12 protein-coding genes, 2 tRNA genes and 1 other annotated feature are annotated in these 13,431 nt (G+C 41.0%); of the genes, 11 read left to right on the forward strand and 3 right to left on the reverse strand.

Going from position 1 to position 13,431, the window contains the following annotated elements:
- The first annotated feature begins 234 nt into the window (after positions 1–234).
- From AA980_RS15750 to AA980_RS15765, 4 genes are all read left to right on the forward strand, one after another.
- Entirely contained in the window at positions 235–918 is a 684-nt protein-coding gene (locus AA980_RS15750; RefSeq protein WP_024029280.1) for a TorD/DmsD family molecular chaperone, read from the forward strand.
- Positions 897–3,290 carry a DMSO/selenate family reductase complex A subunit gene (locus AA980_RS15755; RefSeq protein WP_024029281.1) on the forward strand — a complete coding sequence of 798 codons (2,394 nt, stop codon included), beginning with the start codon at positions 897–899 and terminating at the stop codon, positions 3,288–3,290. Before AA980_RS15750 ends, AA980_RS15755 begins: the two co-directional genes overlap by 22 nt.
- A 3-nt stretch (positions 3,291–3,293) precedes the next feature.
- A complete protein-coding gene (locus tag AA980_RS15760; protein ID WP_328586710.1) occupies positions 3,294–3,890 on the forward strand; it encodes a DMSO/selenate family reductase complex B subunit in 597 nt (198 codons plus the stop codon).
- Positions 3,891–4,071: 181 nt separating this feature from the next.
- Complete coding sequence (locus AA980_RS15765; RefSeq protein ID WP_024029283.1) at positions 4,072–4,857, forward strand: 4Fe-4S dicluster domain-containing protein; 786 nt, start codon at positions 4,072–4,074, stop codon at positions 4,855–4,857.
- Positions 4,858–4,909: 52 nt separating this feature from the next.
- On the opposite strand, the gene AA980_RS15770 is transcribed toward AA980_RS15765, so the two are convergent.
- The 3 genes from AA980_RS15770 to AA980_RS15780 form a co-directional block, all read right to left on the reverse strand.
- Positions 4,910–4,998: transfer RNA gene (locus tag AA980_RS15770), tRNA-Ser, on the reverse strand.
- A 17-nt stretch (positions 4,999–5,015) separates the two neighbouring features.
- Positions 5,016–5,086: transfer RNA gene (locus tag AA980_RS15775), tRNA-Gly, on the reverse strand.
- A 142-nt stretch (positions 5,087–5,228) separates the two neighbouring features.
- Entirely contained in the window at positions 5,229–6,506 is a 1,278-nt protein-coding gene (locus AA980_RS15780; RefSeq protein WP_024029284.1) for an MFS transporter, read from the reverse strand.
- Between the two features lie 179 nt (positions 6,507–6,685).
- Positions 6,686–6,934, forward strand: a binding site (T-box leader).
- Positions 6,935–6,998: 64 nt separating this feature from the next.
- Between AA980_RS15780 and trpE the strand changes: the two genes are divergently transcribed.
- The 7 genes from trpE to trpA are packed head-to-tail and all read left to right on the forward strand — an operon-like array spanning position 6,999 to position 13,396.
- Complete coding sequence (gene trpE / locus AA980_RS15785; RefSeq protein ID WP_024029285.1) at positions 6,999–8,405, forward strand: anthranilate synthase component I; 1,407 nt, start codon at positions 6,999–7,001, stop codon at positions 8,403–8,405.
- Entirely contained in the window at positions 8,386–8,997 is a 612-nt protein-coding gene (locus AA980_RS15790; protein ID WP_024029286.1) for an anthranilate synthase component II, read from the forward strand. Before trpE ends, AA980_RS15790 begins: the two co-directional genes overlap by 20 nt.
- Positions 8,969–9,994: an anthranilate phosphoribosyltransferase gene (trpD, locus tag AA980_RS15795; protein WP_024029287.1), complete on the forward strand. Its 1,026-nt coding sequence runs from the start codon at positions 8,969–8,971 to the stop codon at positions 9,992–9,994. Before AA980_RS15790 ends, trpD begins: the two co-directional genes overlap by 29 nt.
- A complete protein-coding gene (gene trpC, locus AA980_RS15800) occupies positions 9,995–10,786 on the forward strand; it encodes an indole-3-glycerol phosphate synthase TrpC (protein ID WP_024029288.1) in 792 nt (263 codons plus the stop codon). It begins immediately after the preceding gene.
- Positions 10,783–11,391, forward strand: coding sequence for a phosphoribosylanthranilate isomerase (locus AA980_RS15805; RefSeq protein ID WP_024029289.1), 609 nt, complete (start codon positions 10,783–10,785; stop codon positions 11,389–11,391). Before trpC ends, AA980_RS15805 begins: the two co-directional genes overlap by 4 nt.
- 17 nt (positions 11,392–11,408) lie before the next feature.
- Entirely contained in the window at positions 11,409–12,614 is a 1,206-nt protein-coding gene (gene trpB, locus AA980_RS15810) for a tryptophan synthase subunit beta (RefSeq protein ID WP_082195753.1), read from the forward strand.
- On the forward strand, positions 12,611–13,396 hold the full coding sequence (gene trpA / locus AA980_RS15815; RefSeq protein WP_024029291.1) for a tryptophan synthase subunit alpha: 786 nt from the start codon (positions 12,611–12,613) through the stop codon (positions 13,394–13,396). The genes trpB and trpA overlap by 4 nt, the downstream gene beginning before the upstream one ends.
- Positions 13,397–13,431: the final 35 nt, after the last annotated feature.

A 13,431-nucleotide genomic window follows, 5' to 3' on the forward strand; every position in this document is an offset into this window, starting at 1 on the left:
AATCGTCTTATTATACACTCTTTTTGTGTTTTAAGAAAAATTAGAATCGGTTTATAAAGCTTTATGTCTAAATTGGCTAACCTTATATGAAGAAAATGTGAATAAATGCACAAAAGAGATAACAATTATGGGAGAATGCGGTAATATGAAGATGAAATAAACTATGAAAGGCAGGCGCAGGTGATAAAATAACAAATAATCATGTGAAGTTTTTCACAAGGGGGAGAAAGTGAAGTGGCTTTGACGACAGAACCATTACATATTCAATTACAGCCGTTTTTGTTAGCGAGAAAAAATTTTTATCAGCTGTTACACTTGTTATTTTCTATGCCAGTAGATGTTGACGCGTTAATTGGAATTAAAAGAGATGAAATCTTCGAAGAATTAGGGGAGTTCCATGAAGGAGGAAAAATCCTTGATGGCTATTTTAAACACCTGACTGTTGAGCAAATCAAAAGAGAGCAGCAAGAGTTCCAAAGGCTCTTTATTGGACCAGGCCTGTTAGGTGCGCCTCCCTGGGAATCGTACTACAGGAGCAGGGAACAGCTTTTGTTTGAAGAATGGACCTACCAAATTAGGGAGCTATACCATCGATTTGGACTCCAATATTGCAAAGAAAATAATGAACCAGACGACCATCTTCTCCTTGAACTGGAATTTATGATCCATCTTACTGATCTATGTTTTCAAGAAACAAAGGACGACAGCATAGAAAAATTGCTAGCCACCCAGATTAGCTTCATTGAAGAACATTTACTGATTTGGATTGCATCCTTTTGCGAAAAAGTTATTGAAAATACAAGTAGTCAATTATATTTGGGAGCGGCGATGCTTCTTGAAGATTTTTTGAGCTTTGATTTGGAATCATTAGTGGAAGTTAGGGAGGGTTCAATATTATGTCTGAAAAACATCCATTAACGAATATATTAGCCAATAAAATGCAGCGTCGGACGTTTTTGAAATGGTCAGGGGCAATCGGTTTACCTGTGATTGCTGGTGGAATCGGCACAAAGATGCTCGTTAAACGGAAGAAAGAGGCAAAGGCAGTAGGTACGAAAGATAATGAGCAAATTATTTCTACCTGCAGCGTGAATAACTGCGGCGGGCGCTGTGTAATTAAGGCGCATGTTAAGGATGGAGTAGTTGTGCGGGTCAGCACCGACTCACAAGGAAGCGGAGACTTGTCTGCCCCGCCATTGAGGGCATGTGTCAGAGGAAGAAACTACAGGCAAATGCTTTACCATCCGGACCGTTTAAAATACCCAATGAAACGAGTTGGCAAGCGGGGCGAAGGGAAATTTAAACGGATTTCATGGGATGAGGCCATCGAGACGATTGCATCTGAAGTAAAGCGAATCGGTGATAAATACGGCCCAGAATCCAGGTATGATAACTATGCCTCGGGACAATGCTGGGGACTTCATGGCGGCAGTGCATCAGTAAGGAAATTATTATCGCTTACCGGCGGCTTTCTAAATTATCGAAATGATTATAGTTCCGGTGCAGGGAATGTAGCAACGCCTTTTACGTACGGAACCAACAATTCAGGTAGCAGCTTTGATTCGCTTTTACACTCCAAATACATTATTTTGTGGGGGCAAAATCCTTCTGAAATGATTTTCTCGACACCCTACCGTGAGTATTTAATGCAGGCAAAGAAAAATGGCGCAAAAATAATTGTCATTGATCCGCGTTATACGGATACGGCCATCGCCTTTGCAGATGAGTGGATTTCGATTCTGCCAACTACGGATAATGCGATGATGGATGCGATGGGATATGTCATTATTACCGAAAACCTGCACGATCAAGCATTTCTTGATAAATACTGTCTTGGCTTTGATGGTGAGCATATGCCTGATGGAATAGCGAAGGAAGAGTCTTTGAAAAGCTATTTACTGGGGGAAAAGGATGGTACTCCAAAAACTCCGGAATGGGCCGAAAAAATTTGCCGGGTACCAGCTAATAAAATTCGTGAAATTGCCCGGGAGTACGCAAACACAAAGCCCGCAGCTCTTATTCAAGGCTGGGGGCCGCAGCGCCATGCATATGGTGAACAAATTATGCGCGGTGGTGCTCAGTTAGCCTGCCTCACAGGAAATGTCGGCAAGCTTGGCGGCTGGGCTGCCGGTACTGGCTATTGGAATCGCTCGAATATCGTCTTTCCATTTTCCTATGATAATCCAGTAAAAGCATCTATACCCTGTTTCCTTTGGACAAAAGCAGTTGAAATGGGAACAGAAATGACTGCAGCAGATGGACTAAAAGGAACAGAACGATTAAATGCGAATATTAAATTAATTTTTAACATGGCCGGAAATATGCTTATTAATCAGCATGCGGATATTAATAAGACACGCAAACTTCTTGAGGATGAAAGTAAAGTAGAATTTATTGTTGTCAGTGATATCTTTATGACTCCAAGTGCAAAGTTTGCAGACATCCTTTTACCGGGAACGACGTTCTTTGAACGCTATGATATTGGGGTTCCATGGTGCTTTGGCGATTACGTGGTTTTTGGCGAAAAAACAATTGAGCCGCTTTTTGAATGCCGTGATGAATATGATGTCTTCGCAGCGGTAGCAGATAAATTAGGTGTGAAAGAAAAGTATACAGAGGGAAGAACCATCCTCGACTTGGTGAAGGAGAGTGTGGAGAGGACAAGGAAAGAATTGGATGCAAGCTTTCCCACCTTTGAGGAATTCCGTCAGAAGGGGGTCCATCATTTTAAATATGATGCTCCGCTTGTAGGCTATAAAGAGCAAATTGATGACTTTGAGAAAAATCGTTTTGAAACACCTTCAGGAAAAATTGAATTATTCTCAAAGACTTTATGGGATATGAATCAGCATGACGAAATTCCGGCAATCGCCAAATATATACCATCGTGGGAAGGACCGGAGGATCCATTAAAGGCGCAATATCCATTGCAGCTTATCAGCTGGCATTATAAGCGGAGATGTCATTCCACCTATGACAATCAAGAATGGCTGGAGGAAGCAGCAAAGCAAGAAATGTGGTTGAATCCTAAAGATGCAGACAAGCGCGGAATAAAAGATGGTGACCGTGTGCAGGTGTTTAATGACCGAGGCAGTTTATTGATTGATGTAAAGGTGACACCAAGAATCACTCCAGGTGTAACAGGGATCCCTCAAGGTGCCTGGTATACCCCTGATACGAATGGACAGGATCAACGGGGTTCGGTTAATGTGCTGACATCACAGCGGCCAACACCTCTTGCAAAAGCGACTCCGCAACTAACAAACCTTGTTGAAGTGAAAAAAGCATAAGGAGTGAGGACGTTGGCACAGTTAGGGTTTTATATTAATCAAAGTCTTTGCACTGGCTGTAAAGCCTGTAGTGTTTCATGTAAGGATAAAAATAATCTTGACGTCGGGGTGAATTTTCGCCGGGTTTACACCTATGAGGAAGGAACCTTTATCCAGCAGCCATCAAGCGGTTTTGTGAATAACATAAAAGCTTTTTATTTCACTATTGCCTGCAATCATTGTACGAAACCAAGATGTATTCCCAGCTGCCCAACCGGAGCAATCATAAAGAATAAAGAAAATGGGGTAGTGACCATTGATCAAGAAATTTGTGCCGGAGCGCAACTTTGCGTTAAGGCTTGTCCCTACGGTGCCCCGCAATATAATAAACAGAAGTTTAAATCGAATAAATGTGATTTTTGTATCGACCTTCAAGAAAAAGGCGAGGAACCAGTGTGTGTAGCAACGTGCCCAATGAAGGCAATTGAATTTGGACCGGTAGAAAAGCTGAGGGAAAAATATGGGAGTGTCAGCCAAATTAAAGGGATGCCAAGTAATTCGATTACCCATCCCAATATTGTCATTACTCCCCACAAAGATGCGAAATTGTATAGTTCATAAAAATTAATCAGCCGCGATGCCACAGAGATAAGAGGCATTGCGACTGAATTATCCGGGTGATTCTATGTCTTTGATTCTAAATTGGTTAGAAAGTCTGTATGCGGATGTGAAAATAACAGAAAAATGTTCAAGGCAGAGAAACTATAGGTCCACCTGCACTGTTTGTGAGCAGGTATGTAAATTGGAAGCAATTTCATTCAATGAAAGAACAATGGTAATCGATTTACAGTGCTGCAATTCCTGTGGCGATTGTATCATTGCCTGTCCATTGTCAGCCATTAAAGGCTTAGCAGCATCAAGAGAATTTGTTCATACCAGTCTCATTTATAGTGAGGCCTATACACCATCGGAAAAGGAACTGTTGATTTATAAAAAAAGAGGAATGAACGCTATTCAGATCACCGATATTCCACTAAATCCACAATGGGATTTTGTCCTAAGCAAAACAAATCGAATATTGAAGCTATTAGGTGAAAAGCCGATTAAAGTTGTTCGGAATAGTAATGAGGAGAAGCTGTCACGGAGAGACTTGTTTTCCAAACTGCAAAAAGAAGGGAAACAGTTAGCTAAAAATATGGCTCCGGTTTCGTGGCAGATAGAAGAAGATGAATGGAATCTAACAAGGTATTTTCAAGATTTTCAATTTTACTTAGTTGAAATCGACAAAAATAAATGTACACTCTGCCAGGCGTGTTTTTCCTTTTGCCCGCAAAAACTGTTTAGTTTAGCAGGTTCTGTTTTGCATATCGATCATGAGAAATGCGTGAATTGTATTGCTTGCACAGATATTTGTTCAGAAGAAGCCATCCGGATAAGACCTAAAATAAAGGAAAAAAGCGACTCGGTTGAGAGCGTTTATACAAACAAATGTCAGGATTGCGGACAGCTATTTTATTCCTTTCAGGAGGAAAAAGAGAAATGTCATATTTGTGTAGACAGGGATCCTGAGTGGTTAAGTCCATATTAATCAAAATCAAATAAAAAACGCCAATTTACTGGCGTTTTTTATGTTCTTAAGAAGGAGAAGATGAGATTCGAACTCACGCGACGGTCGCCCGCCCTAACGCATTTCGAGTGCGCCCCCTTATAACCACTTGGGTACTTCTCCACATTGTATTGTGTTAAAGCGGGTGAGGGGAATCGAACCCCCGCCGTCAGCTTGGGAAGCTGAAATTCTACCATTAAACCACACCCGCAAACACTATTTGATACAGTAATTATTATACCATAATACCTTCAAATGTGGTAGAAAAATTAGGGCATTTATGGGGCAGCCAACAGGTTACGTTTAAGCGACCGTGGAGATGAGAAGAAAGGGTACGGTCGCTTATAGGTGTGTTAGCCCTTGGCCTTTGGTTTAATCGCAAATAGAGCAACGATTGCTGCCAGGATGCTGAGACTGCTCATAACGATAAAAATCCATTGGTTTGAAAATTTCATTAGCACGGCAATAATCGGCGGGCCTGCTGCGACCCCAATAAATCTCATCGACGCATAAAACGATGTGATTGTTCCGCGTTCCTTCTTTTCTACCCCATCAGTAATAAGTGTATCAAGACAAGGAAGCCCAATACCGATCCCAATACCACTTATTAAAAACATTGTAATCATATACCACAACTTAATCGAAAACCATAAGGCTCCAATCGAAAGAGCCGCAGCCAGTATACCCCCAAACGTTAACCATTTCATCAATACTTTATTTTTTTTGATGATTTTTCCGCCGATAAATGATGAAAGGCAAAGTGCACCAAGGGGTAAAGCTAGAAAGAAACCTTTTTTAATATCCTTGATTCCATATTCTTTTTCGAATATTTCCGAAAGGTAAAACAGAATTCCGAATAGGACGAGCATTAAAATGCCACCAATAAAAAAGATGGCATAAAGCCAACGACCCTTTTCACTAAAGGTCTTCTTAACCCCATTAAAGAATTCCCTGAAAGGGACTGGTTTTTGGGAACTTTTTGGAGATTTAACTAGAAAGATCATCATTACAACAGAAATAGCACAAAAGACAGGAAAAGAAAGAAAAGGTAAAAACCAAATAAACCCGGCTAGAAATGCCCCAAAGATGGGACTTAAAACCTTTCCGAACGTATTAGATGTCTCGATAATTCCCAAACAAACACTAACATCATCTTCATTTTTAAACATATCTCCTACTAATGGAAGTACAATTGGAAATGCCCCGGCTGCGCCCACTCCTTGAAGAGCGCGGCCCGCTAAGATGACCCAATAAGCATTATCCAATTTCCAAGCAGCTCCGCCGGCAATAATTCCGCCAATTCCAGCAATAATGAGGCTTGGGATGATGACCTTTTTTCTGCCGATATGGTCTGATAAATAGCCGGCGATTGGGATTAAAAAAATCGCAACGATTGAATAAACCGTAATAATCATGCTTGTTTGTAACGATGAAATATCTAATTTCTTTTCCATCGTAGGTAAAATAGGAATCAACATAGAATTGCCTAATGTCATAACTAAAGGAATCGAAGATAAGGAAAGAATTGCCCACTTTTGCTTTGAGATCTCATTCCAACGTTTATGGCCTGCTTTAGCTTGTTTCTTTTTTGCTGCAGGTGGGCTTTTCGATAATTGCTCAATATGTTCCATTTTTTCTCTCAATCCCGCCTTCATTTTTTTTTATATTGTTAATATGGCTTTTTTCAATATAAAAAAACTATGGGAAAAGAATCCTTTTAATAGCAGCACAAATTAAAAAATTCTAAAAAATATCTCTTGACAGTTGCAGCTAAATTTAATAACATTTAAAACAATATCAAACTAAATAATGCAAATTGTTGAACAAGAGGAGTACACATATTTATTTCTTTGCAGAGAATCGGGGATGGTGAGAACCCGATAAGAAAGAATTTGTGGAATGGACTTGTGAGAGGTATCTTGAACAAAAGTAGGGATACACGGAGTTCTGCCGTTAAAAGGATAGGATATCGAGCGATTGCTCTGTATCTGAAATTGAGGAAGCAATTAATTTTTGCTTCAAACAGAGGTGGCACCACGACAATAGAATCGTCCTCTATATGCATAACGCTTGTTATGCATATAGAGGACGATTTTTTTTTATTTTTTGAAAGGAGTTATCAAATGTCTGTTAAAACTGGCTTTATAAGAAAAGAAATTCGTGGAGATATCCATACGCCAATCTCTATTTTGCAAAAAATCAAAGGGAAAAAGAAGTTTTTATTGGAAAGTTCTCATAAATTTAATGATTCTGGCCGCTATTCCTTTATTGGAGCAGACCCGGCATTTGAACTAATTTCGTATGGAGATGATAACGAAATTATCAATCGGAATGGCGAAAAAAAGACTTTAAAAGGAAATCCTTTGGAGATAGTAAAAAACCTTTTGCCGTTAATTGAGAGCGACGAAATACTAATTCCCTTTATTGGCGGAGCGGTTGGGTATGCAGGCTATGACATCATCAGACAGTACGAAATCATCGGGGAAGAGTACCCTAACGGATTAAATATGCCTGATGTCCACCTAATGTTTTATGAGGAAATCATTGTTTATGACCATCTTGAGGAAAAGGTATTGATTTTTGGAATTCCGCTTTCAAACGAAAGTAATCTAGAAAGTGTTGATAACAAAGTAAACCAAAGGGTGGCGGAACTGAAACGGCCGTACGATTTTCCTGAAGAGGAGCCCTTTTCGCTGGCAGGGTTTAGCTCAGATACGACAAAAGAGGCGTTTGTTCAAAATGTTACAGCTGCAAAGGAGTATATAGTAGCAGGTGATATTTTCCAGGTGGTGCTTTCTAGGAGAATGAAGTCAGAATTCCAAGGCTCCACCTTATCGCTTTATCGAAAGCATCGGTCTTATAATCCCACACCATATATGTTTTATATAGATTTTGATTCCTATACCGTTATCGGTTCATCGCCTGAAAGTTTAATTAAAACAAGGGGGAGAACTGTAATCGCAAATCCAATCGCCGGTACAAAAAGAAGAGGGAAAAAAGCCGAGGAAGATTTACAGCTTGAAAAGGAATTATTACAGGACGAGAAAGAGCTTGCCGAACATAAAATGCTGGTTGATCTTGGCAGGAACGACCTTGGCAAGGTAAGTGAATTTGGCTCCGTACAGGTTGAGCGCTACATGGCAGTCGAAAAGTTCCGCCACGTCATCCATCTTGTCTCAGAAATCAGCGGCCGTCTTCAGCCTGATAAAACAGCGATTGATGCACTTGCTGCCTGCCTTCCTGCCGGTACCGTTTCGGGTGCCCCAAAGGTGCGAGCAATGGAAATTATTAATTCCTTAGAAAAGTCAAAACGCGGACTTTATTCTGGGGCAATTGGTTACTTATCGGTAAACGGAAATATGGATTTTGCCCTAGCAATTAGAACAATGATACTGAAAGAAGGCATAGCCTATATTCAAGCGGGAGCGGGAATTGTTTTTGACTCCAATCCCGAGTCAGAGTATGAGGAAACCGTAAGCAAGTTAAAAAGCTTTTTGGAGGGTCCCAAGGATGATTTTATTAATAGATAACTTTGATTCTTTTACATTTAACCTGTATCAGTACTTAGGAGAATTGGGGGAAAAGGTTGTAGTATACCGCAACAATCAGATAACGATGGATGATATCAAAAATTTGAACCCAAGAGCAATCATCCTGTCGCCGGGGCCAGGAAAACCCGAGGATGCGGGAATATGCATAGAATTGATTCGGACCTTTTACCGGAAATTTCCGATTTTAGGAATTTGTCTTGGCCATCAGGCGATTGGTGCTGCCTTTGGCTCCGAAATTAGAAGTGCCCAGAATATAAAGCATGGCAAAACCTCCTTCATCCTTCATAAGGACAGCAAACTATTTGATGATTTAATATCACCATTAGAGGTCATGCGGTATCATTCATTGGCAATTGAAAAAAGCACCATGCCTGTAGAGCTTGAATGTATCGCTCATTCAATTGACGACCAAGAAGTAATGGCCATTCAGCATAATCAATATCCCATTTTTGGTCTTCAGTTCCATCCTGAATCGATTGGGACTCCGTCAGGAAAACAAATACTTAAAAATTTTTTACAAGCGATAGAAAGGAAGGAAGCAGATGAAGAATTATTTACTCCAGTTAGCTGAGCAAAAGTCATTTTCTGAAAATCAAATGAAGGATGCGATTGATTTTATTTTGGGGGAAGAAGTTTCTGAGTCGGAAATAGCCGCCTTTTTAATGGGCTTGAAATCAAAAGGGGAAACAGTCGACGAAATTGTTGGTATTGTGCGGGCACTGAAAGCAAATACACTCCCATTTATGAAGAATTTCCCGAATGTTCTTGATAATTGCGGGACGGGGGGAGATGGTTCATCAAGTTTTAATGTCAGCACAACATCCGCCTTTGTCATTGCAGGGGCTGGAGTTCCAGTTTCCAAGCATGGAAATCGAAGTATCTCTAGTAAAACGGGAAGTGCTGATGTCCTTGAACATTTGGGGATAAATCTAAATTTACCAGCTGAATGTACGGAAGAAATTCTCGAAGATATCGGGATCGCCTTTCTATTTGCACCACATGTTCATCCAAAACTTAAAAAGGTGATGACCGTTCGTAAACAACTTAAAATACCTACTATTTTTAATTTTATCGGACCGCTGACAAACCCAATGGAATTAGATTACCAGCTACTTGGGGTTTATCGTAGGGATTTAATCCATGTGTTTGCTGAGGTGTTAAAACAATTGGGACGTAAGCGGGCAACAATCATCAATGGTGCAGGCTTTATGGATGAAGCATCACTGCAGGGCGAAAACCATCTTACCATTTTGGAAAATGGAACGATTACCAATCATTCCTTCTATCCCGAAGAGGCAGGCTTGCCGCAGTATGAAAATAGCTGTATTAAGGGCGGCGATGCGAAGGATAACGCAGAAATATTGGTTAACGTTTTGAAAGGGAAAAGTGGCGCTCATCGGGACACAGTATTACTCAATGCAGGGATCGGAATTTTCACTGCAGGTAAGGCAGACACGATTAATGAGGGGATTCAAATAGCTAAGGACATCATTGATTCAGGGGCAGCATATGAAAAGCTTACGGCTTTAATTGAAAAATCCCAAGCGGTGCAAAGGGAGGCAATCTAAGTGGGAACGATACTTGAGAAAATTATTGAACAAAAAAAGCAGGAAATTAATATTCATCGTGAGAACAAGAAGTTCATCCCGAAACAACACTCTGAAAGACGTTCTTTTATAAAAAAGCTGCGAAAAGCCGAGGAATTAGCGATTATTGCCGAGTTCAAACGGGCATCACCGTCAAAAGGAATCATCAATAACAATGTCAATCCAGCTGAGCAAGCGGCAGCTTACGAAAAGTTAGGTGCGAGTGCGATATCTGTCTTAACAGATCAAACTTTTTTTAAAGGATCTTTTGCAGATTTAAAGACGGTCCGTGAGGCTGTAGAACTGCCGATTCTTTGCAAAGACTTTATTATTGATCGCATTCAAATCGATCAGGCTGCTATACATGGTGCTGATTTGATTCTGTTAATCGTTGCAGCGTTAGAGGACGAAAGATTAATTGACCTGTACCAATATGCAAAGGAATTGGGATTGGAAATATTGGTGGAAGTCCATAATCAAAACGAGTTAGAAAGGGCAATCAAAATGGGTGCGGAGCTGATTGGCATTAATAATCGCGACTTGAAAACCTTTGAAGTGTCACTGGAAGTCACAGAAAAATTGGCTGCCCTTGTAAAGAATTCTGGAGCTTATTTGATAAGTGAAAGCGGCGTTCATGTTCAGGAGGATGTTAAACGAGTCAGAAATGCCGGGGCAAACGGGATTTTAGTCGGTGAAGCCTTAATGAGAAGCCTAGACGTAAAACAAACTTTTAGCGATTTTCGTATGCCGATTAGTGAGGAGATAAGACAATGAGGGTGAAGATTTGTGGAATAATGGATGTTAATACAGCAAGAGTTGCATTAGATTACGGAGCCGACGCTCTCGGGTTTGTGTTTGCGGAAAGTAAACGCAAGATATTACCGGAAATAGCCGGAGAAATTATTTCACAGTTACCTAAGGAAGTCATCAAGGTAGGCGTCTTTGTTAACGAAACAAAAGACGAAATCGAAAGGATTGCTGCAATTGCCGGTCTGACTCATATCCAATTACACGGTGACGAAACAGAGGTTTTCAGTTCGTCTTTATCATTACCAGTAATAAAAGCGATTAGCTTTCATAGTAACGAAGAGTTAGCTGGTTATTTTCAATATCCATGTGAGTATCTGCTCCTTGATGGTCCAAAAGGAAAATACAGAGGCGGTAACGGGACGGCGTTTGCTTGGAGTGAAGTGAACCCAACCATAATCGATGGAAAAAAAGTAATCCTTGCAGGGGGATTACATGTTGGTAATATCGAAGCGGCGATAAAGACAATTAGACCTTGTATGGTGGATGTAAGTTCAGGAGTCGAAACCGAAGGAGTTAAGGATTTTAGGAAGATTAAAGAATTTATCAAAAAGGCAAAGGGAGCCATTTAGAAGTGGAGGAGCAAGGAATGATAACTTATACATTACCAAATGAAAAAGGCCATTTTGGAATTTTTGGCGGAAGGTTGGTTCCTGAAACATTGATGAAGGCCGTCTTGGAATTAGAGCAGGCCTATGACAACGCTAAAAAGGACGCAAGCTTTCAAGCTGAAATCGATCGATTATTAAAAGAATATGTCGGCAGAGAAACGCCGTTATATTTTGCTGAAAATCTTAGCAGGCATGCCGGGGGAGCAAATATATACCTTAAAAGGGAAGATTTAAACCATACAGGTGCCCATAAAATCAACAATGCAATTGGGCAAGCGCTATTGGCAGTTCGAATGGGGAAAAAAAAGATTGTTGCCGAAACTGGAGCCGGCCAGCATGGGGTTGCCACTGCAACTGTTTGTGCGCTTTTAAACCTCGAATGCATCATTTTTATGGGCGAGGAAGACATCAAACGCCAAGCCCTTAATGTTTTCCGGATGGAATTGCTCGGTGCAAAGGTTGTCAGTGTTACCTCTGGTAGTGCGACTCTAAAGGATGCGGTTAACGAAGCGCTCAGGTACTGGGTCGCTAATGTGGATGATACTCACTATTTATTGGGGTCTGTTATGGGTCCACATCCATTCCCGACAATGGTTAGGGATTTTCAAAGTGTAATTGGCAAGGAAACCAAAGAACAATTTAAACTCCGCAATAGCAGCCTTCCAGACGCAGTCGTGGCTTGTATCGGCGGCGGAAGCAATGCAATGGGAATATTCTATCCATTTATAGAGGATGAGGAAGTCAGTTTATATGGGATAGAGGCTGCCGGGCAGGGCGTGGATACGGAATATCATGCTGCTTCGCTGACAAAAGGGAAACCAGGCGTTTTACATGGCGCATTAATGTATTTGCTCCAAAATGACGATGGGCAAATTCAAGAAGCTCATTCGATTTCAGCCGGTCTAGATTATCCTGGGGTCGGTCCTGAACATAGCCATTTAAAGGAAGTCGGCAGAGCCAAATACTTTTCGATTACGGATGAAGAAGCACTTGAGGCCTTTCAGCTGTTATCCAAGCTGGAAGGAATAATCCCTGCGCTTGAAAGTGCGCATGCCATCGCTTTTGCCGTGAAACTGGCATCTGAAATGAAGGAATCTCAAAATATCGTTGTTTGCTTGTCAGGGCGCGGTGATAAAGATGTTGAGACAGTAAAGGCAAGGTTAAAAGGGGGAGAAGGAAAATGAACCGATTCGAACAATCATTTAAATTACTAAACGAATATAATGGAAAAGCCTTTGTTCCCTACATGATGGCAGGGGATGGCGGTTTAGAATGTTTAGTAGAACGATTGGTGCTCCTTGAGAAGTTCGGAGCGGCAGCCATTGAAGTCGGAGTTCCATTTTCGGATCCGGTTGCTGACGGGCCAACCATTCAAAGTGCGGGGATTAGGGCGCTAAAAAATAAAACAACATTAAAAGGTATAATAACTGAACTAGCAAAAGCACGTGAGGTCGTTACGATCCCAATTATCATGATGACCTATCTTAATCCCATTTATGCTTACGGGATTGATGCCTTCGCCCAGGATATTCAAACAGTCGGGGTGGACGGTTGTATTATTCCAGATCTGCCGCTTGAAGAAGAGGATATTATTGCACCCCAGCTTGCTGATGCGCAAGTGGAATTAATCCGCCTTGTGACACCTGCATCGCCACTTGAAAGAATAACTGAGATTGCTGGCAGAGGAAAAGGTTTTTTATACGCGGTTACCGTAAAAGGGATAACGGGAACGAGAAATTTGTTCGACAATGACTTAAATGAATTTTTGAAAGCCGTAAAAAAGCTAAGTCCAATTCCAGTTTTAGCAGGATTCGGAATTTCCAACGAAGAGCAAATAAAAGAATTGACCAAAAATTGTGATGGTGTTGTAGTCGGCAGTAAAATCGTCGAATTATTTGACAGGAATAATCTCCATGAAATGGAAAAATTAATGGCGGTATTCAAGCAGGGAGTAAAGATAGTATAAAGTAACAGTCTCCTCCCATCCATGGGGAGGGAGGG

Source organism: Neobacillus vireti (assembly GCF_001026695.1).
In the GTDB taxonomy this organism is placed as follows: domain Bacteria; phylum Bacillota; class Bacilli; order Bacillales; family Cytobacillaceae; genus Neobacillus; species Neobacillus vireti.